Source organism: Natronoglycomyces albus (assembly GCF_016925535.1).
GTDB lineage: Bacteria > Actinomycetota > Actinomycetes > Mycobacteriales > Micromonosporaceae > Natronoglycomyces > Natronoglycomyces albus.
Genome location: NZ_CP070496.1, coordinates 3,533,589 through 3,559,176, shown reverse-complemented (window position 1 = coordinate 3,559,176; position 25,588 = coordinate 3,533,589). Strand labels below are relative to the sequence as shown.

At 59.8% G+C, this 25,588-nt stretch carries 14 protein-coding genes; all 14 read left to right on the top strand.

What is annotated here, in order from left to right; all coding sequences use genetic code 11:
* Positions 1–415: 415 nt before the first annotated feature.
* The 14 genes from JQS30_RS15210 (at position 416) to JQS30_RS15145 (ending at position 25,199) form a co-directional block, all read left to right on the top strand.
* Entirely contained in the window at positions 416–1,312 is an 897-nt protein-coding gene (locus JQS30_RS15210) for a hypothetical protein (RefSeq protein ID WP_213171086.1), read from the top strand.
* A gap of 301 nt (positions 1,313–1,613) precedes the next feature.
* On the top strand, positions 1,614–2,339 hold the full coding sequence (locus JQS30_RS15205; protein WP_213171085.1) for a phosphocholine cytidylyltransferase family protein: 726 nt from the start codon (positions 1,614–1,616) through the stop codon (positions 2,337–2,339).
* Positions 2,327–3,424, top strand: a complete 1,098-nt coding sequence (locus tag JQS30_RS15200; protein ID WP_213171084.1) for an iron-containing alcohol dehydrogenase family protein — start codon at positions 2,327–2,329, stop codon at positions 3,422–3,424. Before JQS30_RS15205 ends, JQS30_RS15200 begins: the two co-directional genes overlap by 13 nt.
* A 156-nt stretch (positions 3,425–3,580) precedes the next feature.
* Complete coding sequence (locus JQS30_RS15195) at positions 3,581–4,435, top strand: ABC transporter permease (protein ID WP_213171083.1); 855 nt, start codon at positions 3,581–3,583, stop codon at positions 4,433–4,435.
* Positions 4,436–4,575: 140 nt separating this feature from the next.
* Entirely contained in the window at positions 4,576–5,400 is an 825-nt protein-coding gene (locus tag JQS30_RS15190; protein ID WP_213171082.1) for a hypothetical protein, read from the top strand.
* 33 nt (positions 5,401–5,433) lie between these two features.
* Positions 5,434–6,645, top strand: a complete 1,212-nt coding sequence (fahA, locus tag JQS30_RS15185; protein WP_213171081.1) for a fumarylacetoacetase — start codon at positions 5,434–5,436, stop codon at positions 6,643–6,645.
* A 104-nt stretch (positions 6,646–6,749) separates the two neighbouring features.
* On the top strand, positions 6,750–7,589 hold the full coding sequence (locus JQS30_RS15180; RefSeq protein WP_213171080.1) for an ABC transporter permease: 840 nt from the start codon (positions 6,750–6,752) through the stop codon (positions 7,587–7,589).
* A 251-nt stretch (positions 7,590–7,840) separates the two neighbouring features.
* Positions 7,841–8,347: a hypothetical protein gene (locus JQS30_RS15175; RefSeq protein WP_213171079.1), complete on the top strand. Its 507-nt coding sequence runs from the start codon at positions 7,841–7,843 to the stop codon at positions 8,345–8,347.
* Positions 8,348–8,787: 440 nt separating this feature from the next.
* On the top strand, positions 8,788–9,000 hold the full coding sequence (locus JQS30_RS15170) for a hypothetical protein (protein WP_213171078.1): 213 nt from the start codon (positions 8,788–8,790) through the stop codon (positions 8,998–9,000).
* A gap of 74 nt (positions 9,001–9,074) precedes the next feature.
* A complete protein-coding gene (locus JQS30_RS17895) occupies positions 9,075–9,602 on the top strand; it encodes a transposase family protein (RefSeq protein ID WP_425498827.1) in 528 nt (175 codons plus the stop codon).
* A 1,336-nt stretch (positions 9,603–10,938) separates the two neighbouring features.
* The gene (locus JQS30_RS15160; RefSeq protein ID WP_213171076.1) at positions 10,939–11,376 is read left to right on the top strand and encodes a hypothetical protein; all 438 of its coding nucleotides are present in this window, start codon (positions 10,939–10,941) and stop codon (positions 11,374–11,376) included.
* A gap of 541 nt (positions 11,377–11,917) precedes the next feature.
* Positions 11,918–17,833, top strand: a complete 5,916-nt coding sequence (locus JQS30_RS15155; protein ID WP_213171075.1) for a LamG domain-containing protein — start codon at positions 11,918–11,920, stop codon at positions 17,831–17,833.
* A gap of 65 nt (positions 17,834–17,898) precedes the next feature.
* Entirely contained in the window at positions 17,899–24,618 is a 6,720-nt protein-coding gene (locus JQS30_RS15150) for a polymorphic toxin-type HINT domain-containing protein (RefSeq protein WP_213171074.1), read from the top strand.
* Between the two features lie 5 nt (positions 24,619–24,623).
* Positions 24,624–25,199, top strand: a complete 576-nt coding sequence (locus JQS30_RS15145; protein ID WP_213171073.1) for an SUKH-3 domain-containing protein — start codon at positions 24,624–24,626, stop codon at positions 25,197–25,199.
* Positions 25,200–25,588 lie beyond the last annotated feature (389 nt).

The window sequence follows — 25,588 nt, the reverse complement described above, 5'->3', positions numbered from 1 at the left end:
CTCTAAAACCGCATAAGGTGCCGATAAGGGGCATACCCGTAACTTGGGAATTGTCGGCTCGTTATATCGGTTGCGGCACGCAATTCCAGACTGCCTCACCCAATCGGGGGAGTGTCACGCGCGGAGGAGCTCGCCGTCCCTTCCCAGTTGGAGGCCCTGGCTCCCATCGTTAACGCTAGGGCCTCCCCCTCTGTCTACGTCCTTTTTCGAGCTCCGCCTCGCTTGTGCATCGGTGGCTTCTCGACGCTCAACTAAGGTGACCTAACGCGAGCAATCGGGGTGCGCTTTCCGCCTCGGAGGAAACGTGTCGAGCCGATATGCATATGCAGAAATGTCGGGAATACGACTTAACACGAGATCTAACCCCGGGCATGTCCGCAGTTGAATATCGGCGTCTCGCCATAACGTTGACTCCATGGTCACCTACGAACACGAAGTGCCGCTGAGATTGCTCCGGGACCATCCGGCCAGCGCCCCGGCACTTGCCAAGCGCCTCTTTGATCTGGAGCTACCCGAGTACGTCACCGTGCGATCGGGCTCAGAGGCGCTGACCAATACCAACCCGCCCGAACTCACCTGCGATAACGTTGAAGTCTGCTATGACAGCGAGGGAGAAATCTCCTGCACGCTCATTATTGAAGTGCAGCGTAAGCGGAAACCCGATCGGCCTCCTACCTGGTTCACGTATCTGGCCCAGATGTGGAAGCGCACCAACCGGCCGACCTTCATCATCGTCTTCTGTCCCGACCGGGCCACGGCTGGTTGGGCACGAACCGTGACGGGCCCCGGCCACCCGGGCACGACCTTTGTGCCGCTGGTGCTCGGCCCCGATGAGATTCCCATTGTGACGGAGCGCCTAGAAGGGGACGACAGTCTGCTTCTGACGTTCCTGTCCGGACTCGTCCATGGAGAGGGCCCGCACGCCGAACACATTGCCAACACCTTTGACCGAGAACTTGGAGATCTACCGCGTGAACAGGCAATCGAGTACGCTAAATGTGCTCTCACCATCTTTCCCAAGGCGGTCCGTATGACGATGGAGGCGCTGATGAGAACTGAGAAATTCGACTACCACCGGGAGTTGCTCGGCGACTCGGCCGATGTTTTCCTCGCACAAGGCGTTGAGAAGGGAATTGAGAAGGGCAAGGCAGAAGGTGCGGCCTCTCTCCTGCTATCGCTGATCAAGGCGCGCGGGTTCGATCTCACCGAAGCGCAACGGCAATTGATTGCTGAGTGTACCGATGAAGATCAGCTAACGAGGTGGGCCGAAAACGTCCTAAAGGCGGAAAGCGTTCACGACATCTTCGCGTAGGAGGTTCTCAGGTCCGGCCGCGCCGGGTCGGGGCCGGAAGGCGAATCCACGAAGCGGTTCGACGGCCCCTATCAGTCTGCTATTGCGGTGGGCAATAACCGTCGCCAAAAGAACTGCGGCCGTCTCATCCACTGACCCAAAATCTCCGCCAATGGGACCATCTAGGCAGAGGCTTTCAGATTCGGTTAGATATTGAGCCAAACCACCGCAGCCCCAATGTGACGCCCATCAGGCACCCTCGACACGCCCCGCCCCACAGGTAGGATGGCAAGGTCGCATTCACATCCGCCGAAAGGGACACATGCAAGGCGTAATTCTCGCTGCCGGGCAAGGAGTGCGGCTGCGGCCCGACACCGACAACCTGCCCAAAACCCTCCTGAGCGTGTCCGACGATGACACCCTCTTGGACACCATCGTCGCCAACCTCGCCGAAGTCGGCATCACCGACATCGCGCTCGTCACCGGCCACGCCGCCGAAGCACTCGAAGCCCACGCACCCATCCTCAAGTCCCGCTACGGCGTCAACCCGACCCTCGTCGCCAACGACCGCCCGGACTGGAACAACGCCTACTCGCTGTGGTGCGCCCGCGAATACTTCGCCGACGGCGCCCTCATCGTCAACGGCGACACCCTCCACCCCTCCTCGGTCGAGCGCGTCATCCTCGACACCAGCCAGCACGGCATCAACCTGGCTATCGACAACGTCAAAGACCTCACCGACGAAGCCATGAAGGTGCGCCTGGCCGACGACGGCTCCGTCAACCGCATCACCAAAGAAATGCCCATCGACGGAAGCTACGGCGAATTCATCGGCATCAGCCGCATTAACGCCGACACCTCCGCTGCCGTCACCACAGCGCTGGCCGAGATCTGGCGGAACCAGCCGGACCTCTACTACGAAGACGCCTATCAGCTCCTGGCTGCCGACGGGCTCCTGCTCCCCGCCCCCATCGGGGCCGTGGACTGGGTCGAAGTCGACGACCACGCCGACCTGGCGAAGGCCCGGCAGCTGGCATGCCGCTCCTAGCCCGCACCATCCTCGCGCCCATCGCCGTGGAGGTGAGCGCCGGAGCGTTGCAAACCCTCCCGGACCTCCTCGTCGACACGCGCATCTCCTCCGGCGGCCGGGTCGCCATCGTCCTTGGCCCCGGACTGGGCAAACGCCTGGATGAGCAGCTGCGCACGACCTTTCCCGACGCCGTCATTCTCCATATCGTCCCTGGCTCCATCGAGGCGGCGAGCATGCTGTCGGTGAAGCTGCGCGAATCCGATCAAGTCGGCCGCGGGGTAGACGCTCTGGTCGGTATCGGCGGCGGACGTCTCATCGACACCGCTAAATACGCCGCCACCCAGTTGGGCCTACCCATGGTCGCTGTGGCGACCAGTCTCGCCCACGACGGCATCGCTTCCCCGACGGCTTCCCTGGAGAGAGAAGGCCACTCGGTCTCCTACGGTGTGCACATACCGCTGGCCGTTCTGGTTGACCTAGACCTCGTGCGCACCGCACCCATCGCCCAGTTGCGGGCAGGAGCTGGAGACGCCCTGTCCAACCTTTCGGCCACCGCCGACTGGCAGCTTGCGGCCGCCGTCAAAGGTGAAGCGCTCGACGGACTCGCGCTTTCCTTGGCCCGCACCGGAGCTGAAGCGGTCCTGCGGCATCCGCTCGGAGCCGACGCTCTCTCGGGCAACCCTCAGCACAACCCCGAAGACTTCCTGGCCACCTTGGCCAACGGTCTGATTCAAGGTGGCTTGGCCATGGCCATCGCCGGGTCGTCCCGCCCTTGTTCTGGGGGCTGCCACGAGATCGCCCACGCCCTGGAAACCCTGCATCCGGGATGTGCCCTCCACGGCGAACAAGGCGCATTGGGGGCGCTCTTTTGCACCTACCTGCGCGGCGACGCCAATCTTTTTAGCGAACTGGCCGATGGCCTAGGCCGATTCGGTCTGCCACGTCTGCCTTCCGACATCGGGCTCACCAGCGAACAGTTCACCGATGTGGTACTCCACGCGCCCATGACCCGGCCGGGCCGCTACACCATCTTGGAACATAAATCGCTCGAACGCGACACCATCACCGGCCTGCTGGCCGACATCGAAGGCGAACTGGCCTGAAACATTGGGTAACAAGCGCGAACTAGAGCGAAATCGCCCGGTCGCGCGCCCTGTGACACCGCTTCGAAGGGGCGCGTGCGCCGCATGGGGCCGCGCCGTGACCTCCTATTATCAATACTCGAACCGCCGGCCGACCGACCCCGGAGTGCCATACCGATGACTTCTCCATCTCCCGCGCCAGAAGCGAAACGCATCTTCCCCAAAACCACGGGAATCATGGCGCTGTTTCGCTACCGCCAGCCATTGAGCGTGCTGGTGCGTCGCGATTTGGCGGTCAAATACCAGTCCACCACCATGGGCTACTTCTGGTCGATGATCGAGCCGCTGGGCCTGGCCCTGATCTTCTGGTTCATCTTTGGGGTCGTCTTCGGCCGCGAAGGAGACTTGCCTCCGGGCGTGGGCTACCCGATCTACATCGTCTCGGGAATTTTCGCCTGGCAATGGTTCTCATCGGCGGTCAACGAAGGCTCTAAGTCCCTCACCGGGCAAAGTCGCCTCATCACCGTCATGAAAGTCCCGCGTGAAATCTTCCCCGTGGGCAAGGTGTTCGCCCGATTCGCCGACTACGCGATGGGTTTCCCCATCCTCGTCGGCGTCGCCATCCTCTTCGGCGGTACGTTCGGCTGGAACATGCTGTGGCTGATTCCCGCCCTGATCACCCAAGCCATCATGCTCACCGGTATGGCGTTCATCGTCTCGGCGATCAACGTGCTCTACCGCGACGTGCAACGCTTCCTCACCCTCTTCACCCGGCTGCTGTTCTACTCCTCGCCGATCATCTACCCGATCAGCCGCGTCACCGAAGCCCTGCAAGAGCACACCTGGGTCCTCTACGCCTATCTGGCCAACCCCATGGTGGGGCTATTCCTTATGCACCGCGCCGCTTGGATACCCGAACTGACCCCGTCGTGGTGGCAAATCACCTCAACGGTGACGTTCTCGGTGGTCCTGCTGTTCTTCGGACGTTGGATCTTCCACCGGGTCGAGCCGAAGGTCCTCAAAGCCCTCTAGATGGCAGGAGACAACCGCACGGTTGAGTCGCCCAGAGCGCCCATCGGTGCGAAAGCGTCTAGTCAACCTAGAAACCCCTATACATTCTGAATAGTATTGGACCCTTTTAGTGCCCGAGTGAATCCTGTATCGTCGGAACCGTGGCTGTTCACGACGAAAACCAGATCCCTCCCGCCCTCCTCGGCTTCATTGACGACGCGGCCGTGTTCCCACCGGGCAACGCCGAACTGGAGGATGCCCTCAACAACCACCGCGACTACCGAGCCAGCTGGTACGAGCCGCTGGTCGGGCCGCTGCTGCTGCCCGCAACGAAGCTGCCGCGCCTGCTGGAGTTGTGGAAGAGCAACGAACGCCTGCGCATCGGCCTCATCGGTGACACCGGCATCGACGGCGTGGCCGGGGCCCTAGACTCCCTGCCCGACCACATCGAAGTCGCCCAAGTTGAAACCCGCGCCGCCGACACAGCCGCGCTCCACCAGCTCATTGGTGCCGCGAAGAACTGGGGAGTTCCCGCCTACGCCGAAATCAGCCCCGTCGACGACCTCACCAAACACCTAGAAATCCTGGCTGAAACCAACATCAGCCCGAAATTTCGCACTGGCGGTATCCCCGCCGACCTACTCCCGACCCCCGACGTCCTCGCCCGGGTCATCATAAGCTGCGCCCAGCTAGGCCTAAACTTCAAACTCACCGCCGGGCTCCACCACGCAATACGCCACATCGACCCCGCCACCGGAGCGGCCCACCACGGCTTCGCCAACGTGCTCGCTGGCGTCTACGCCGCCATCGACGGAGCCGACATCCCCGACGTGGCCGACATCCTCCACACCTCCACACCCGACAAACTCGCCGCCGCGATCCGCCCCCACCTTAACCAGGACCGCCCCCTATGGGTCGGCTTCGGATCATGCAGCGTGCTGGAACCTCTCGAAGACCTCACTGAACTGTCGCTAGTCAAGCCCTGAACCGGGGGCCCACACCATAGGAGTACAAAAGACGTGACTTGGGTAGATGCCGCCGAGGGCGGTTTCGGAGTACACCACCTCCCATACGGAGCCTTCTCCACCACCGACGACACCTCCGTGCGCCTGGGCGTGCGCATCGGGGACCACGTGCTCGACCTGCGCAAACTAGCCGCCAACGGCCTCGTTGACACCGCAGTGGCCGCCGCGCTGTCGACCGAAACCCTCAACGCCTTCATGTCGCTTGGTCGCAGCGCCTGGGATGCCACCCGCTCTCGCCTCCAGGAGATCCTCACTGATGCGACCTTCCAAACCGATGTGTCGCCGCTGCTCACACCCGTCGGTGACGTGAGCCTTCACATGCCGTTTGACCCGGCCGACTATGTCGACTTCTACTCTTCGGAACACCACGCCACCAACGTCGGCCGCATGTTCCGGCCCGACGGCGACGCGTTGATGCCCAACTGGAAGCACATCCCGATCGGCTACCACGGGCGCTCTGGCACCTTGATTCCCTCAGGTAGCGACATTGTGCGCCCCACCGGGCAACGCCGCACCCCCGACGGGGACATTATTTTTGGCGCTAGCGTCCGGCTCGACATCGAGGCCGAAGTGGGCTTCGTCGTCGGCGTGCCCTCCCAACGTGGCCAGCGCGTCAGCGTTGACGACTTTGCCGATGTCGTGTTTGGAACCGTCCTAGTCAACGACTGGTCGGCCCGCGACATTCAGGCTTGGGAGTACCAGCCGCTCGGCCCGTTCCTCGGCAAGTCCTTCGCCACCTCCATTGGCTCCTGGGTGACGCCACTGGCCGCGCTGTCCGCCGCCCAGGTTCCCGCGCCGACCCAAGACCCGCAGGTGCAGCCGTACCTGGCCGAGGCGAACCGCTACGCCTACGACCTGTCGATCTCGGTGGAGTGGAACGGCACTACGGTGGCCAACCCGCCGTTTGCCAGCATGTATTGGACACCAGCCCAGCAGCTGGCGCACCTGACCGTCAACGGTGCCAGCGTGCGCAGTGGCGACTTTTACGCTTCGGGGACGGTCTCCGGGCCCGAGAAGGAGCAGCGTGGATCGTTCCTTGAGCTTTCGTGGGCTGGTAAGGAGCCCGTCAAGTTGGACGACGGCTCGACGCGCACGTTCCTTGAAGACGGCGACACCGTCGTCCTTAAGGCAACCGCTCCCGGCCCCGATGGCTCCGTCATTGAACTGGGCGAGGTCTCCGGAACGATCAAACCGGCGCTGTCCTAACTGGATGTGCTTTCAGGTCCTCTTCAGGGTGGGGCACTAATCTTTGGTGTGTCAACCTGAAGAGGACCTTATGTCCGCAAGAGACCCCTGGAGTGCCCTCACTCATGACGACCCCGGTCGCGGCCCGTGTCTTTCCCAAGACCACCGGCATGGCGGCGCTTTTTCGTTACCGCCAGCCGCTGAGCGTTTTGATTCGACGAGACTTGGCGATCAAGTACCAGTCCACGGCGATGGGCTACTTTTGGTCGCTGGCCGAACCGTTGGGCTTGGCGCTGATTTTCTGGTTCATCTTCGGCGTGGTCTTCAAACGCGACCTCGGCCTCGGCGAGGTCGAATATGCGCTGTATATCGTCTCGGGAATCTTTGCGTGGCAATGGTTTCAACAGTCCGTCAGCGAAGGGGCCAACGCGCTGACGGGGCAAAGCCGCCTCATCACGGTCATGAATGTGCCACGCGAGATATTTCCCGTTGGCAAAGTGCTGGCCCGCTACGCGGACTTCGTGCTGGGTTTCCCTATCTTGGTCGGGGTAGCGGTGCTTTTCGGCGGCACGTTTGGATGGAATCTCATGTGGCTACTTCCTGCCATGGTCACCCAAGCGGTCATGTTGACTGGACTGGTTTTCATCGTTGCCGCGCTGAACGTTCTCTATCGTGACGTCAAGCGATTCCTTTCTCTCTTCACTCGGCTGCTGTTCTACTCCTCGCCGATCATCTACCCCATCGCGCGGGTAGTTGACACTTTGGAGCCACACCAGTGGGCGGTCTACATCTATCTTTCGAACCCCATGGTGGGGCTGTTCGGAATGTATCGGGCGGCCTGGATTCCCCAGCTGGCACCGGAACTGTGGCAACTCGGCGGCACCGTTGGATTGGCGATCATCCTGCTCTTCTATGGGCGCTGGATCTTCTATCAGGTGGAACCCAAAGTTCTCAAAGCTCTATAGCGGCGGCACCAAAGCCTGAGCACAAGTGGACTGAACAGTCATGAGATAGCCATTCCGAAAAAACACCTAATTGGGTCAAGGGCTCCAATAGCGAAGCGTCCGTGCACAAATGGACCATTCTCCATTTAGGACATGACAGTCCACATGAACCACTCAAATGTGAGACGCTATGATCTGACACGTTGTCTGCTGCCCGCGGCAACGTGTCCATACCCCTAATAGCGCCTTGAGTGCCGACCCTGGAGATCACTGTGCCCAATTCCGAACCCACCCCTGCCCAAAACCAGCCCGGCGTTAATCCACAGCCGCCAGCTCTTAAGCGTCCCCCGCCGCTCGCCGCGCCGCGTAAACGACCGGGAACGGTGACGGCGGTCGTCGTCATCACCTGGATCTTTATCGTCATCAACAGCATCTTTGCCTGCTTGGGCTGGATCGTTTTCCTCGACTCCGACTCGCAGCTGGGAAGCGGCGGCCAACTGTCGCTGCTGTTCGGCCTCATGATGCTGTTTCACACGGCGATCATCATCCTCGTGGGGGTGTTCGTCGTGAAGCTCAACCAGGGCGTCAAGGCAGGCCGTATTGGGTTGTTGGTCCTCTACGCCATCGCGGCTGCGTCCGCTGCCGCCCAGGTGATCTTCCTACAGGACCTGTTCTCGATAGTTGACCTCGCGGTCGCCGCGACGCTGATTCTGTTGCTAACGCTGCCCAGCGCCGTCAGCTGGTGCAAGCCAGCGACAACCGCACAACTGTCTAACTAGTCGATACGAGTGGCTGCCTGTACGCCTTCGATCCCAATCCGTGTATAGGCAGCCACTGCTGCGAAAACGATGCGACTTAAACCGATATGCAGGCATGACGGCATAGTCATACACATGAAATCGGCATATCGAAAGCCTGAGGCCAGCTAAGGAATACTGGGTGCGCTGAATACGTCGATTGTCACCGTTTCCTGTTTTTCTCCCGGCATAGTGGTATGTGGAATTGGGGTGGCTGGCGGGGCCATGGTGAACTCCGTAAAGACTTGCTCGCAGAATCCTGGTACTAGTGAATGTGGCTACGTTCTTCTGAATTCTTTTGCTATATCGACTCTTGGTGTTGTCCTTGGGAAGAGTCTAGCTAAGTACAAAGCGAATCATGTTAGCCCCAATAATCCCGGAAAATCATCAGTCACTTCTCAGGCAGTAGATTAGGAAGCAGAGTGTCTGAAGATTCCGAACGCAAGCAGCATCAAAAGATGGCAGCAATTACGCTTGTGACTGCCATTGTGCTGTCCCTACCGTTGCCCTTCGTTCTGGCGATATATAAGTCATATGGTCCGGAAACTTACCTCTGGATACTCTATGTAGCTATATTTACGCCGCTGGTAGCTCTTTTTGCGAAGTATGAGGTCCTGCCCCAAAAAAATCTCTAAGCTAGGTTTTAGAACGGGCCTATGGATCGCGGGCTTTCTTTCCCTAGTGCAAGAGCTCAGGATTTCGCTGATTGATGCGAACAAGATTGTTTGGACAAATGTCGCCCTGTTGTCTGTGTATTTTGTTATCGTGTGTTTCCTCTTTGTTGCATGGTATAGAAAGGGAGCAGCATAGAGGCTTATGCATAAGGCTCAAGGAAGAAGCCCGATCAACCGCACACGGCACCGTCGTTCTTATCGACGGGACCCTGTGTCCGACCTGGTCATGGCGAGGAAAGAAAGAAATGTACAACGGCAAACACCACCGCACCGGTCACACCCTGACTGTCATCTCCACACTCGAAGGCCAAACAGTGTATATCTGCGATTCCTACCCCGGAGCTACCCACGACAAAACCGCCTCGACCAGGCCCGACGTCTCCTCAACTCTGGAAAATTCACACACTGCCATCGGAGACAACGGCTACCAAGCAACACCATGCCTAACCCCGTACAAGAACCATCGAAACCAGCCACTCACCACCGCACAACAACAGGTGAACTCCCAGATCAATAAACTCCGCGCCCCCGTTGAACGTGCCACCGCCCAACTAAAAACCTGACGCATCCCCCCCCACACCAACTACCGCCGCCCACTCCACACCTGGAACCACACACTCCAAGCCACCAAAGCACTCCACTTCCTTAAACAAACAACAAACCGTTTTGCATAAGCCTCTAGATATAGCATCCACTCATGGGAGAAAAATGTTCGTACTCAGTTTGCTACTTCTGATAGGAGCCTTTATTGGAAATTGGTATATTGCGATCATGGTTATGCGGGGAGAAGAATGGCCTAAAGAGCGGATTCGGAAGAAATGGAAAGGTTATCGAGCTCCCTGGTTTCGGGATTGTTTGCATAGAGCCTACTTTCCGAGCGCTCTAGGGGGCACCCCATTTTTTATAGCTATAGCTATTGTGGCAATTCTGGATATCGGCGATATAGAACCTCCCCAATGGGCGTTGTGGGCAATTTTGATTCTTGGGGCAATTGGATTTGTTTCTATTCTCGCTATCCAGGTTGTACTATCTTTCATAGTTGTCAGATACAATCGGCCCGACTTTCTCGTGCCGCCCCACGAACGGGGCCTACCGGGGTCAGCTGAGTTGAAAAGGCAGTATCTCGGTTAAGGATGAGGCTGTGCTCGGTCCTTTCTGCCGGCCATACTTGGTGTTTTGCGAAACCTAACTGTAATTTGCAGGGGCATCAGTGCTTGAGGGAAAGCCTGGTGACGCGAAACTGAGTCCGTTTGATGTGCATTGGCGTGCGACTATGTTAGAGATTTGTGATCAAAGTAGATACGACCATTTTCCCAACTCTCTGGTAGCGTATCGTCTCGGCTGAGGTTGTCTCTGTGATACAGCTCCTCCCCCTAAAGCAAAGGTGTAGCGTATCTTGCGCAAACTGCCTCGATAGAGAAAATTGAGGTGATGGCACCAGGATCCCAAGGCCAGGCATCTTTAGCTTTTGGCCTGGCACTTTGAGCAGCCGCAAATGTATGACCCGAAGCCCTTGCCTAAAGCAGGTATCCGGATTAAGTCTGTTTTTGGAGGACCCGCGGCAAATCAATGATTATGACTTTGATGTCTGCCACGGCTGTGGCACGCCTAGTGGCCCGGCTAAATCCGGTACAGAGTTTCGTGTTAGATCTGATGAGAATGGCGCTCATTAGAGCTCCTATCAGGTTTGTTTCCGTGGCGAGGATGGTGTGCTGTCAGTGCGTGGGGAGGCGGAGGCCCTTGTTCATACCCAGCGGGTATGGGCAAGGGCCGACAACGCGGCCAGGCGCGACATCACACCACCGCAGTAGGAAGAGAAACCTGATAGGAGCTCTTAGTGCGTCTACTGCTGAGGTGGGTTCCGGTCGTTCTGAAAGCTGGAAAAGGAAAAATTGAGCAATGGTAGGTGAAGAGTTCAGCCTTTGGGTTCGGGGAACGATCGTATTCTTTTTCTACAATCTTTTTCTCGTTGGTTCCATGTTGATGGGACTTCAGCTCGGTTATGCATATATTGAAACTGAGCTAGATGCCACAATCTTGCTAACCACACTGCTAGCTGTGGCTTCCTACGCAGGAATCGTCACTGTTCCGATAGCAATATTTGTTCTTCTTCCTTTCTCGCGTGTCGGGTCTAGCGATATAGGACAGAAAGCGCGTATGGTATTTCGTTTGACTGCATACTGTGCTGCAGTTACGCTGTATTGGATTGCCCCTCGTTTGCTTATGTTTAGCTCAGTGATAGAAACTGCGATTGTTAGCAGCCTCGGTGCAATCATAGTGCTTTTCGTTCTTGAGAAAAGACAGAATAAGCGCAGTAAACATATCCATGGATCGTGATCCACCCGAAAAATAATTGAAGTTCTTGCTCGAGCTCCTAATGTCGCGCTCCCTGGTACACATCGATTCAGGTGGTGCGGAGTCCTCGAGCAAGGCAGAGCAGAAATCGGGTTCCGGCACGGTGGGAATTCTCTGAATGGTGACGTCAGCCGTTGGCTTCGACGTGACAACAATGTGGGCTAAGCCGGTTGAGATGCGATCAAACGGTATGGGAACCATAAATTGTGAGCGTTTTCAGGCCACTTCTTGCCATATGGGCGTGATGCTTGTCATACAAAAATTGCCAGAAGGGAGGCGTGGATTGCATTCGCTGGTTGTGCCTGAACCGTGACTCAAGTTCGATCGAATCTGGGCGAACAAAAATTGGCGAGTGTTCTAAACAAACTGTCCATTTTAGTTACTAATGATGTCTCGATTTCCGATTTTTCGGGCCGTGAAAATGAGAGCTGACGCTATTCCTGTTGTTACAGTCTCTGTGCCTTCTGCTCACGCCCCGAGCGTCGGCCTCTAAAGCCCAATATCGAGAGAGTCGCCCATTTTTATGAAGCCCCCTTCTTCTCGTGCAGCCGGGAGGCTGCGTACCGCATTCGTGTTCGCTTCCAGCGCGTTGATGCTTGGTTCGCTCGTCGTAGCAGGTACTGCCCATGCCAGTCCGAGCGATATCGACTGCTCGGTGTTGTCCAGCCCCGACCATTTCGTGGAATCTGACGGCGAAGGTGTGGAGTTCTCCGCAGAGTGCGACAGGCCCGTTGAGGTCGATGGACTGCGATCGCCCACGACCAAAGTGACTGCTAAACCCGACGGAAGTCTTACCGCTGAGCTTTACGTACAGCCACAATGGACTCAGGAGGAAGCGGGGGAGTGGGTTGACATCGACCCAAGTTTGGTCCTCGATGGGGATACGGGTGTCGTTCCGCGAGCAACCATCGGTGACATGGTCCTTTCCGCTGGAGGCGAGGGCACTCCGCTGGTGACCTACGGCGATGGGGCCGGGGGAGAAATGCAGCTGTGGTGGCCCGAGCCATTGCCTGAGCCAGAACTGGTCGACAGTTCGGCGCGATACGTGAATGTCACGGACGATATCGACCTGGTTGTAACGGTTGAGGCAACCGGTTTCTCTTATAAATTGGAGGTTCACACGCCTGAGGCAGCTGCGGCTCTCGACACATTCGCGGTGCAGCTGGCAGGGACGACAAGTGTGGACCAAGATGGCGGCACTGGTGTTGTCACCGTGACCAATCCTGATACCGATACGGTCGTACTCGCCTCGAGCGGCGCGATGATGTGGGACTCCTCGCAAGCGGTGTCCAACGATGCTGGCCCGAGTGCGATGTCCGCCGCTGCAAGCGAAGAGGACGCCGCAGTTGATCCGGGCAAGATAGTCGGTCTTGATGTCGAACTAAACAACGATCTCCTGACCGTTGTCGCCGACGATGAGTTTCTCGCTGACGCGAACACGGAGTACCCGGTCACGATCGACCCGGCGTTTACCGCCCCGGAGTGGGCATGGGCGACTGTAGGTAGTGGACAGTATGCGAATGACACCTGGTGGGATGACAATGAGTTCCCCCGTGAAGGTGGCATGCGGGTTGGCTTCAATGGGTGGGTTGCTGAAGGCCAGACCGGGCACGGGATCTGGCGGTCCATGGTGCGATTCGACTTGCGGCCGATTTTGAGGTCCCGAGTTGATGAGGCGCGTGTCAATCTCAACGTCTCGCATACAGGGGGATGCGGCGAGTATCCGTTGCACCTGTGGCAGACGCAATACATCGCCAAACACGCTGTACCGACTTCATGGAATTCGACCTCCGGACGTTGGATGCACGAGGCGCCGCTGGATACGCAAACCGTTCCAAGCGCGAACAGCGCCGGTGGCTGTCCGGAGTCCCATCCTGATCAGGAAGTGACGTTTGAGTCTGAAGATCTAACACATCATGTGTCGCGGCACGTGAACCAGCCGCACGATTCGATTACTTTCGGCCTGCGTGCGGACGATGAGACCGACCTCCAACAGTGGTGGCGTACCGACGCCGGAGCAATGAAGTTGGAAGTAGACTACCGGCCGCATATGGGAGCACCCAGCCAGCTTGCCGTCAACGATATTGGTTGCCTGGCACCCGAAGGCGCTCGCTACTCGGGATCAAAACCGACATTCTCAGCCATGCCCTTTTCGTCGGACAATATCGTTGACGTGCAAATTGTGGTCCGTGAAATCGGAACTGACGATGCCATCATCGACTATCGCACTGCCGAGCCTGTGACAGCAGGTGAGACTTGGTCCTGGGAGGGCCCGAATGAGCTTCCGGAAGGAACGTACGAGTGGCGCGTGCAATCGCATTCTCCTGACGACAGCGCGAGATCACGGGTCACCTCGTGGTGCTCCTTCACCGTTGATCACTCGCTCGACGACGTGATTGAAGACGAGTGGGGTGCGCTGACGTGCCCGCACAACCCTGAGGAAGTGGCCGAGGGATTGAGTTCCTTCTCCGAAGGCGGCGCTCTCTTCTTGGCCGAAGCCTGTCAGGCGCAGGTCGAGGTTCGTAACGAGCGCGACTTCGACTCCCAAGTAATGGCCGACCCAGACGGCACCCTAGTTGCCGAGGTATCAACTGTTCCAGCGTGGGCCGTGGGCTCCGATGGCGAATGGGCCGAGATCGACACGGACTTCACCACTCGTGACGACGGAACGGTTATCACTGCCGCCGCAGTGTCCGATATCCAGGTCTCGACCGGTGGCGGTGACGCCTTTGTCACCGCGACTTCGCCTGACGGTGGTTCCGTGTCCCTCATCTGGCCCGAGCCGCTGCCCGAACCTTCCCTGGACGGAGCCAAGGCGACCTTCGCCGACGTCTTGGACGATGTCGACTTGCAGGTCAAGGCAGGCATCGATGGCTTTTCATATGCCTTTGTCGTCAAGACACCCGCCGCTGCGGCCAACCCAGAACTTGCCCAAATCTCCGTCGGTATTGACGTTGACGGTTTGGAACTCGTGGCTGACCCCGAAACCGGTGGACTGAACGCAGTCGACGCTGCGGGTGATGTCGCCTTCGCCGCGATCTCTGCCTATATGTGGGACTCGTCGATCGACGACGGCGAAATCTCCGATGGCGATGGAATCAATGCCACCGACGAAGGAGGGAGCTCCCCGATTGGTCCCGATGACGGCAACCCCGGCCGTTATGCGGAGATGCCGATCCAATTCGACGGCAACACCGTGACCGTCGAAACCGACCAGACCATCCTCACCGACCCTGACGCCGAATACCCGATCGTCATCGACCCGCCGTTCGTCGGAAGCCGTTTGCACTGGGCGACGGTTCTCCAATCAGCGGCCGGTCGAGGCTGGACCGACGACAACAGCTGGCCTCGGAGAGGCGGAATGCGGGTCGGTAACTTGACATGGGCCGGATGCGCGCCCGACGCATGTGGACTCTGGCGTTCCATGGTGCGTTTTAACACCTCGGGAATTCGTGGCAAGGACATCGTCAGCGCCCAGGTTAAAGCCACCCAGACCCACACGGGTGGCTGCGGAACCTACGGGCTGCAGCTGTGGCAGGTGAACGCGTTCACCTCCGGGACATCCTGGAACGGCATGTCGGGCAAGTGGATGCATGGCTCCCCACTGCAAACACAGCAGGTAGCCTCCTCCAACAGCAGTTGCGGGCACCCAAATCGAGGAGTCACCTACTCCTCGAACGCGGTTCGCAACCGGGTTCAGAACCACGCGAACCAGAACCACCGAACCATTTCGTTTGGGTTTCGCTCCTCAAGTGAAACCAATGCGAGCCAGTGGCGACGCCTGAGCACCGCGTCATTGCGGCTCGAAGTGGAGTACAACTCTCCGGCTCAGGTGCCGCGTCTCCTGCGCACGAACGGCGCAGCCTGCGTTACTTCGGCTGCGGCAGCGCCGTGGTCGTCGGAGCCGCGCCCGACATTGTCGGGGCAGCCGCGGGACCCCGATGGCCGGGTTGGCGCGCGTATCGAGGTGCGTCAGCGCGGTTCGACCAGCAACTTGCGGACCTGGTCGACGCCGTCGCAGGTCAGCCACGATAGTCGGGTCACCTGGCGGATTCCGGCCGCGCAGTCGCTGAGCGGCGGCGAGTACCGGTGGCGCATGCGGTCTATCGACAACCACTCAAACGGGACCAATTCGGCGTGGTCGAACTGGTGTCATTTCAAAGTGGACGTCACCGCTCCGACGCCGCCAAAGATCGAGCAGATAGAGCCCAGCGGTCAACCGACCGCTGGGGATACCGTCAAATTGCGCCTGACATCAACCGATGCCCATTCCGGCGTTAAAGGATTCCATTACGGGATCGGTGAGGAAGTCCAGCGGGAGTTCGTATCGTCCTCTGGAGAGGCCATTATCGAATTTGAAGCGCCCGCGGGCGGCGGATTCGAGTGGGTTTACATCTGGGCCGAAGATCACGCGGGCAACACCTCGAACAGGGTCGTGTACGACTTCTTCGCGGCGCGCCTGGTCGAGGCGACTCCGGCGGGTGCTTGGAGACTCGACGGAGACGGGTTGGATGACTCCGGAGCAGGCAATGAGCTGACCGCTGGACGCGCTGGCGAATGGGTAGACTCTGGACAGAGCACGCCACCCGGCCAGGCCATGAGCTTCGATGGTTCTGACTGTGTCGCCACCGCCGGATCAGCGGTACGGACGGATATGCCGTACACCGTAGCGGCTTGGGCGAAGGTAGATGAGTCGGTGGGACGCTATCAAACGGTAGTTGCTCAGGCAGGTAACTTCCGTCGTGCGTTCGATTTGAGATACGCCTATCCACATGGCACGTGGCAGGTTATGTTGCCGTGGCAGGACCAAGCAAACCCTGAAGGGTTCGTGAACCTGCGTGCCAACGATCCCATTCAATACGGGCAGTGGTACCACCTCGCCATGACTGTTGACCCTGCGATTCAGGTAATGAGCCTGTGGGTTGACGGCGAACACCAAGGTGATCGCAATTTCGATATCGAAACGTGGAATGGTGCAGGACCGGTCACAGTTGGATGTGGCAAGGTCGAGAGCGGCCATCGTGGTAGCAATCGCCTAATCGGCGGAGTGCAGCATGTCGGAATCTGGCAGGGTCTACTAACAGACGCACAGATTCAAGACGTCATGGGCGGCAACCTCCCTGCTGGCAAGGCTGGGGAATGGCTCATGCGAGGCACCGGCGAGGATTCAACGCTGCATTCCAATCCGCTGGTCACTCCCGAGAACACGCAGTGGGTCGATGACCAGTGGGGGCGACGCGCCTCCGCGCTCGAAAGTGACCCAGCGGGCTGCCTGGCAACGGAAGCTCGCACTTTGGACACTGATCGTTCATTCAGTGTTTCCGCCTGGGCACACATAGACGAGATTCGCACTGATGATGAGCAAGTAGTCGTAGCTGAGCAAATCGGCCCACGCAGCAAGTTCAAACTACGGCTTGACCCCAACGGCCGCTGGGGATTCCAGATGGTTTCCCACGAAGGACCGTTGGACGAGGTGGATTGGTTCAACGCCCACGCCCCAGCCGAGTACACGACCCTAGGCACCTGGACGCACCTGGTCGGCGTCTATGACGCCCTTGCAGGCGAAATGCACCTCTATGTCAATGGGGAGCTGGCCGGGAGCCGTTACGATGCCGATGGCATCGAACAGGTTGCCGGAAACGGCTCTGTCCTTATTGGATGCCGAGGCGAGAGAACCGATGGATCTATCGAAGGCCCGCTTCACGGTGCCGTTTCCGACGTAGCCGTCTGGCGCGGGCCGCTTGGCCCGAAACAAGCGGCCGAGGTCTACGGCGGAAACCCAGCCGCCGAACAGCAGGCGAACTGGTCCCTCTCCGGCAATACAAACGATGCGCATGGCAGTTTCCCGTTGGATCTGCACGGAGACGAGACCACGGACTTCGACTGGGTCACTGACCGGATCGGATTCCCCCGTAACGCCCTGGGGCTCAGCGGAGGATACGCGGCCACGGATGGCCCGGTTGTCGCAACCGACGAGTCGTTCACGATCGCGGCGTGGGCCAAATTGGACGACATCAATGGTGTACAGACCGTGCTCTCTCAAGACGCCGAAAACATGTTCGGCTTCCAACTCGACCACAGTGAAGAAGCAGACGCCTGGCGCTTCCAAATGCTCGGAGCCGACTCGATATCGAGTAGCTGGCACCGGGTCGATTCGGAAACGAACCCAGAGGTTGGCGTCTGGTATCACCTCGCGGTCGTCTATGACGTGGCTGCCTCAGAGATGAGGTTGTACGTGGATGGACAGCTGGAGAACACTGCCGATGGACCGTCCTCACCATGGCGGTCGAACGGGAAAGTACTCATCGGAGCGGTCTATCGTGAGCACACCACGCCGATCCAGCGGCTGCGTGGGGCTATCGACACCGCCCAGATGTGGACCTCGACAGTCGACCCCGACCGCATCGCCGACATGGCCCGAACCCGCCCCGACTGGTAGGGCCAACCCAAACCCGCCCGCCCCCGACTACCTCGCCCCGTTAACTGAACAGAAGGTACGAAACCGTGACTGCTAAGCCTTCGCAGCCCACCCCCGAGTCAGCACCTAGCCCAGTGGCGTTGGCTCCCCGGCCCGACACTGCCGGGATCTGGTACCGGCGCATCGTCACCATGGTCGCTACGATCCTGATGCCGTTGGGTCTTATGGTGGCTGGTGACGCCGTTCCACAGTATGGGGTCGGCATCGACGACTTCACCTCCGATGACGCGGTTGGCGTCACAGACGTGGACCCCGGTGGCGTCGAATTCTCCGATCCTTCCGCCGATCAAGTGTGGACGGAACAGGATTCGGCGTGGCCCGAGGCTGAACGGCACACCTTTGGGCTCGATAGCGATGGCATGCAATGGCCTGAGAATTCCGTGGTAGGTCTACGTGCTTCCCAGGCCGGAAGCGGCGATGTCACGGTTGACGTCCACTCGCAAGCGGTGTCGCGGAACGCGGGAATTAACGGCTTGGTGGTGCAAGTCGAGGGCTCCGCCGATGCCTCGGTCGAGCTCAGCGTCGCCTACGGAGACTTCTCGCGCGCCTACGGTGCTGGCTGGGGCTCGCGGCTGCAACTGACTGAGTTGGCCGACTGCGATCCGGCCACCACCGATGACCGCTGCCGGGCCGAAGTGGTGCCAACTCGTAACGACGTTGTGGAACGGACCGTCTCCGCCGACATCGACCTCGCCGAGGGTGAAACGGCGACTTTCGCCGTCACGACAACGTCTAACGGTACTGAGACGGGCGACTATGCCGCCACTGACCTCGACCCGATCGGTTCTTGGGAAGCCGGTGGCAACGACGGCTCGTTTGGCTACTCGATTCCTATTAGTGTCCCGCCAGCCGACGGCCCCGAGCCGCAGATCTCCTTGGGGTATTCCTCGGCCTCCCACGATGGACGTACCTCGGGCCGTAACAACCAGGCCTCCTGGATCGGCGACGGCTGGTCGTACGACCCCGGGTATATCGAACGCTCCTACACCGCATGCGCCAGCGACCACGAGGGCAACGCCAACAATGACGAAACTGACTTCACCGGCGACCAGTGCTGGGATGGCGACAGCAACCATCTGACCGTCTCCCTTAACGGCACCAACGCCACGATCCTCAAGGACGACGACAGCGGCGACTGGTACGTCGACAGCGGAGTGCCCTGGAAGATCGAACTCCTCGGCAGTCCCGCCAGCAACAGCAGCTCCACCACCGAGCGCTGGCGTATCACCACCGACGACGGCTCCCAGTTCGAATTCGGTTTCCGCTCCTCCTCCCGTCTCACCATGCCCGTCTTCGGCAACCACCCGGGCGAACCGTGCCACGCCTCCCAGTTCGAGAATTCCTCGTGCGCCCAGACCTACCGCTGGTTGCTCGACAGCGGCGTCGACACCCTTGAGAACAAGATCGAATACCGCTACTCGACCCGGACTGGCCACTATGGAGCCGCAGGCGACGCGGATAACCGCACCTCGTACGTGCGCGAGTCGTGGTTGACCCGCATCGACTACGGCCTACGTGCCGACGACTCGTCCGTCCCGGCCACCGGCCGCATCGTCTTCGATGTCTCCGACCGCTGTGAATCCAGCTGCACCAACTCCGGGCGGCCAAACGAAGACAACTGGCCCGAAGTGCCCTGGGACCTCAACTGTTTTGAGAGCCCCTGCACCACTCAGCTGTCCCCGGCTTTCTTCAGCACCAAGAAACTCGACACCATCACTACCCAAGTGCGCGAAGGCAGCTCATACCGCGACATCACCACCTGGAAACTCGAACACGAATTCAAAGACTACGGAGACGAAGAGCAGGTCGTCCTGTGGCTGAAATCGATCCAGCAGACCGCCGGGTCAAACGACATGCCACCGCTGGAATTCGGAGGCATGGCGCTGCCCAACCGCGTCGACGCCATCGATGGCGCGCCTCAGATCTGGCGCTGGCGACTCACTGACATCAAAACCGAGACCGGGGCCGTCATCTCGGTGAACTACTCGGAGCCCCAATGCACCTCCAACAACCGGCCCAGCTCGGCGCACAACAACAGCATGCGCTGCTACCCGGTCAAGTGGACACCGCCGGAGTTCTCCGAACCCGAAGAGGACTACTTCCACAAATACGTCGTCACCGACATCACCGAAGCCGATCAGACAACCGAGAACGTCGCCGTATACACCGCTTACGAGTACTCCACCTCAGGCGGCGGCACGAGTGTTCTATGGGGCTGGGACGACTCGGCCTTCACCGACGACGACGATCGCACCTGGGGCGTGTGGAAAGGATATTCCCAGGTCACGACCTATGTTGGCGATCCACAGGAAGGCGATCGTCAGCGCACCAGGGCCCGCTACTACCGCGGCTTGCACGGCGACAACCTGCCCAGTGGCACTCGCAGCGTCAACGTGACCGACGCCGAAGGCAACTCCGTCCGTGACCACCGGGCCCTCGGCGGGCAGCTGTTCGAGTCGCTGACCTACAACGGCGGCCAGATCATCGACGGTCACACCACCCGTTTCTGGACCAGTAAAGTTGCCGAGCAAGACCACGACGGCGGGTCGTACGCCGCCTGGCGCTCCGGGCCCAACCGGGAAGAGTCACGTCGCTGGCTGACAGGCAGCAACTGGCAGCGTTCCCGCGTCGACACGACTTATGACTCCCTGGGACGCCCGGCCTCGATCCACGACTACGGCGACCTGAGCGAATCGGCCCACACCTGCGTGCGCCTGACATACGCCGACAACCCCTCGGCCAACATCTTTGATCTACCTCGCACCGAGGAAAAGGTCGCCGTCGGCTGCGATGCCACGCCGCAAAAACCCGGCGACGTCCTCGCCTCCACCCGGCACTACTACGACGAAAGCAACTCCCTCAGTGCCGCCCCGACCAAGGGACTGCCGACCCGGTATGACGTGCTCGACGAATGGCCCGAGGACGGTTCGGCCAGCTATGTCACCACCGAGGCAACCGAATACGACTCCGTAGGCCGCGTCCTGTCCGTCACCGACGCGATGGGCCGCACCACCGCCACCGCTTTCACCCCCAGCGGGCCCGGCCCAGTGACCCGCACCGACGACACCAACGCCGCCGGACACACCAGCCAAACCCACTTCGATCCCGCCTGGGGCCAAGCGACCAAGATCGTCGACGCCAACGGCCGCGAGACCGTCATCGCATATGACGCCTTCGGTCGCACGGCAGACGTGTGGCTGCCAGGTCGCTCCTCCTCCCGCTCCCCGTCGCTGCGGTTCGAGTACCGACTACGCGACGACGCCCCGTCGGCCGTCATCACCCGCGAACTCAACACCGGCAACCAGTACGTCACCTCCGTAGAGCTCTATGACTCGCTACTGCGCCTGCGTCAAACCCAGACGCACACCGCCGATAACGGTCGTGTCCTCACTGAAATCTGGTACGACAGTCACGGCCGCGTCGAAGAGGAACTGGGACCCAACCACAACGCTTCACCGCCCACCGACACTCTCGTCCGCGTCGAACCTGGTGCGTCGCGCAAACGCGTCACCTACCACTACGACGCTGCCGGGCGCATCACCGACGAGGTGCTCTACAACCGGCACGTCGAAAAGTGGCGCACCACCACCACCTACGGCGGTGACAACAGCGGATTCCGCGTCGCCACCACCCCACCCGAAGGCGGCAGTGCCACCGCGACGATCGAAAACGCCATCGGCCAGCTGCTCGAAAGCCGCACCTACCACTCGCGCACGCCGACAGGTGATTTCGACGCCCTCACCTACTCCTACAACACGGCCGGCGACCTGGTCGAGATGAACGACCCGGCTGGGAACGCCTGGACCTGGGGCTACGACTTGCGTGGTCGCCAGATCTCCAGTGTCGACCCCGATGCCGGGGAGTCGGTGACCGCATATGACGCCGCCGGACAGACCACCTCCGTTACCGACGCGCGCGGTATCAGCCTGCACTACCAGTACGACGAACTCGGCCGACTCATTGAGCGCCGGGACGGAGAGGGAGAGCTCCTCGCCAGCTGGGAGTTCGACACGGTCCCTGGAGGGATCGGCCTGCCCGGAACCAATACCCGCTATGTCGACGGTGCCGAATACGCCGAACGCGTGCTCAATTATGACGCTGGCGGGCGCGCGACCCAGGTGGAGATGGTCATCCCTGCCGAAGAGGGGGCGCTGGCCGGCACGTATCTGACGACGCAAATGTTCTTCGACAACGGACAGATGCAGTTCCGTGGATATGGCGCGGTGGCGCAGTTTCCCAACGAGGGATTGCAGTACGCCCATGACCCAGTCGGCAACGTCGTCTGGATGAACTCGGTGATGGAGGGCCAATACAACGTCGTCATTGACCACGCCAGGTGGTCTCCGTACGGTGAAGTGCTGACCCGCCGCATCGGTTCCAATGCCGGTAAACAAATGTGGCATGGCTTCGTCTATGACGAGACGACACGCCGTATCGAGCGCATCGGCTTCGGGCATGACACGAACAAGCCCGTCATCGGCGATTCTCGCTACACCTACGACGACTACGGCAACGTGTTGTCTATCGCCGAGCACGCCGAGAGCGCGCCCGAACGATGGGAACGCCAGTGCTTCGAATACGACTCCCAGCAACGGCTGGTCGAGGCGTGGGCGCAGGAGGACCTGACCGAGTGCGCTGAGTCTGGCGCACAGGCCACACTCGGTGGACCGGCTCCGTACTGGAACAACTACCACTACGACTCCGCCGGTAACCGCACCAGCGACACTCTGCGTCTGCCGGGCCGGGACGTCGAGGAGCGGGCATTCCACTACCCGAGCGCGGGTGAATCTCAGCCGCACGCTCCGACGCATGTGGACATCAACGAGGATGGCAAGGCGGTCTTCGGCTACGACGAGGCTGGCAACACGACCTCGCGTGACATCGACGGCGATGTGCAGATCTTCGACTATGACGCCGAGGGCAACGTCGTCGCCGTTCATGAGGGCGACAATCTCACCCGCTCGGTGTATGACATCGACGGCGAGCGGCTAATCCGCGATGACGGTGAGACGGCGACACTTTTCTTGCCGGACACCGAGGTCGTATGGGACAAGGTCACTGGTTCGCTGGAGGCCACCCGCTTCTACACCCACGCGGGGCACCTGGTCGCTTCTTCGAAGTCCTCGCAACGCAGCGAATGGACGTTCTACGGCGTCGATCCCGCCGGTACGGCCACGCACATGATCAATGCGCAAAACCACAATGACGCTCGGGTGCGCTATTTCGACCCGTTTGGCAATCAGCGGGGCGAGAAGGTCGACTGGGTGGGCCAACGCGGTTTCGTTGGCGGAATTCAGGACCCCACGGGCCTGACCTTGCTCGGGGCTCGAGACTACGACCCGCTGTTCGGCCGTTTCATGTCGGTTGACGAGGTTATCAATATCCTCGATGACCAGCAGATCAACGGCTACGCCTATGCCAACCACAGTCCTATCACCTTCGCCGACCCCACCGGCATGTTCCTAGGGCTGGTGGACAAGGCCAAGTCCGTGGGCAAGAACGTCGCCAATACGGTCACGGACGCGGCTACCTCGGCGTCCAACTGGGTCCAGGACAACGCGGGAACGATTGCGCAGGTTGCGGGCACGGTAGCGACAGTTGCGGCGTTCGTGCCCGGCGGGCAGGTGGTCGCGGCAGCCGCTGGCGCCGTGGCCATCGGAGCCGGTGCGATCGAGACGGCTCAGTCGTGTTCCAGTGGCGACACGGTGGGGTGCGCGATGGGCGCGGCCTCGATGGTGCCGGGCGTGCGCACAGCCACCGACGTGGGTAGCAAAGCGTTTACTTGCGCGACGGGGTCGGCGGCTGACTGTGCTTCGGAATTCATACCGGGCGGCAGACGTGGGCCGAAAGCCACCGACGGCGGCGGAACGGGCGGCTCTGGTGGCCCGGCGTCGTGCTCGACGGGACGCAAGTCGTTCCTGCCGGGCACCCTGGTGGTGACGGCCGATGGCGCGACGAAGCCAATTGAGGACATCGCCCCTGGCGAGCAGGTCTTGGCGGTGGACCCGGTGACGGGCGAGCTGACAGCGGGCTCAGTCTCGGTGACACACACGACGCCTGATCAGGAACGCGACCTGGTTGACATCACGGTGGCTCCGCTTGATGAGGAGCAAAGCGGTGCTTCTGGGGCGTCGGAGACGATCACGGCGACGGTCGGGCACCCGTTCTGGGCGCCGGATGTTGACGAGTGGGTGCCCGCCCGCAACCTGGAAGCAGGTTCGTGGCTGCAGACGTCCTCGGGCACTTGGGCCCAGGTCGAGGCGGTCGAGCACCGCAGTGAGACGGTCACTACCCACAACCTCACCGTGGCCGGAGTACACACCTACTTCGTCCAGTCGGAACAAGCCGAACTTCTAACCCATAACCAAGGTAGCAGTGGTGGCTGTGACGACCCACTACAGAGTTATGCAGAGAGCGTCCGGAATGAAGAAGGAAACAGGTTTGCAGCAGAGTTTACGTCACCCAGCGGGAACACCTATTACGGACGAAACAATAACGATCCGCTCCACCCTGATGTTCGTGCGGCACAGGAAAAGCATCTTCCTGCCTATGAAAAGGGGTGCGCTGAGATGCATTGTGTATCGAATGCTTTGAATAGTGGAGATAGTGTGCAAGGGGGAAACATAAGGGTCGTCCACACCACTAACAACCAATATTCCCAGCAGCGATCAGGTCATGGACACGTTGCAAGTCCATGTAGGGTATGCAAAGCTGTGCTAGGCGACTTGATGATCGCGGTATGGTGAAAGCTATGTACATCGACTATCAGTCATTTTCGGGCGAACTGACGTCGTCTCTTGAAAGCGCGGGCTGGTATCCCGGCCGCCGCGTTGACCTGGCTACAGAGTTTGAATTCAATCGGACACAGGGATACAATTTGCATCCCTACGCCAGAGAATTTCTTGAGGCATTTCATGGAATCGAAGTGGAGCCATTGCCGACAAGTGACCCGGGGCTTCAATATTGTGACCCGCTTATTGTTGATGTTTACCTTGGTGCACACGGCGATTCAGCTGATACAAAATGGCTAAATCGGGAGCTAGGGGGACATTGGTACCCTGTAGGCGAGTGGAATTCCAAGATGGCACTATACATTGACTCTACCGGTGCAGTTGTCTGTACTGGGCTTGGGTGGCATTGGTTTCTTGGGCCCAGCATTGAGGAGTCACTAGAGCTAGCTGTCCGGTTGCATCGCCCGCTGAGATGTCTCAACTTGAGACCAGGTACAGCGCCAGCACCCCCCTATGATGATGGTCTTTGGTTCAAGACATCGATTGAAAATGGTAAGCGTATTTACGAAAAACAGCATTATTATCCACCCAAGTAGGGCCTATGAGTTTCTAGCTAGTGTCCGAACAGGCTGGCCCAGGTGAGGGTTCTTCGGCCGATTGGGGTTTCCGCCAGGTCGCGCCCGCCGTCGTATGTGAGGGATTTGGCTGCGTCGTCGGAGAATTGGGACCTGACCTTGTCTGAGTTCGTGATGAGGCGGGCCATGACACGTAGCGTTTGTCCGTTGTAGTGGTGTATTGATAATGAGGTAGGGCCTTGGAGTTCCTCATCGTAAGTTGAGGCCGAACCATGACGCTTCCAATACTCCTGGATGAATATTGGAAGCCACTGATGTTGTGATTGAGGTCCGGAATGCCTGAAGAAATAGACCGAGAGCGGCTTCACAAAGAGTCAGTAATCATGGTATGGGCTGCCGTCGTGCTGTCT

Coding starts and splice junctions, on each gene's coding strand:
- JQS30_RS15200 (WP_213171084.1), top strand. CDS start 2,327: ATGCCGCTCCTAGCCCGCACCATCCTCGCGCCCATCGCCGTGGAGGTG.
- JQS30_RS15180 (WP_213171080.1), top strand. CDS start 6,750: ATGACGACCCCGGTCGCGGCCCGTGTCTTTCCCAAGACCACCGGCATG.
- JQS30_RS17895 (WP_425498827.1), top strand. CDS start 9,075: ATGCGAACAAGATTGTTTGGACAAATGTCGCCCTGTTGTCTGTGTATT.
- JQS30_RS15205 (WP_213171085.1), top strand. CDS start 1,614: ATGCAAGGCGTAATTCTCGCTGCCGGGCAAGGAGTGCGGCTGCGGCCC.
- JQS30_RS15155 (WP_213171075.1), top strand. CDS start 11,918: ATGAAGCCCCCTTCTTCTCGTGCAGCCGGGAGGCTGCGTACCGCATTC.
- JQS30_RS15145 (WP_213171073.1), top strand. CDS start 24,624: ATGTACATCGACTATCAGTCATTTTCGGGCGAACTGACGTCGTCTCTT.
- JQS30_RS15210 (WP_213171086.1), top strand. CDS start 416: ATGGTCACCTACGAACACGAAGTGCCGCTGAGATTGCTCCGGGACCAT.
- JQS30_RS15195 (WP_213171083.1), top strand. CDS start 3,581: ATGACTTCTCCATCTCCCGCGCCAGAAGCGAAACGCATCTTCCCCAAA.
- JQS30_RS15160 (WP_213171076.1), top strand. CDS start 10,939: ATGGTAGGTGAAGAGTTCAGCCTTTGGGTTCGGGGAACGATCGTATTC.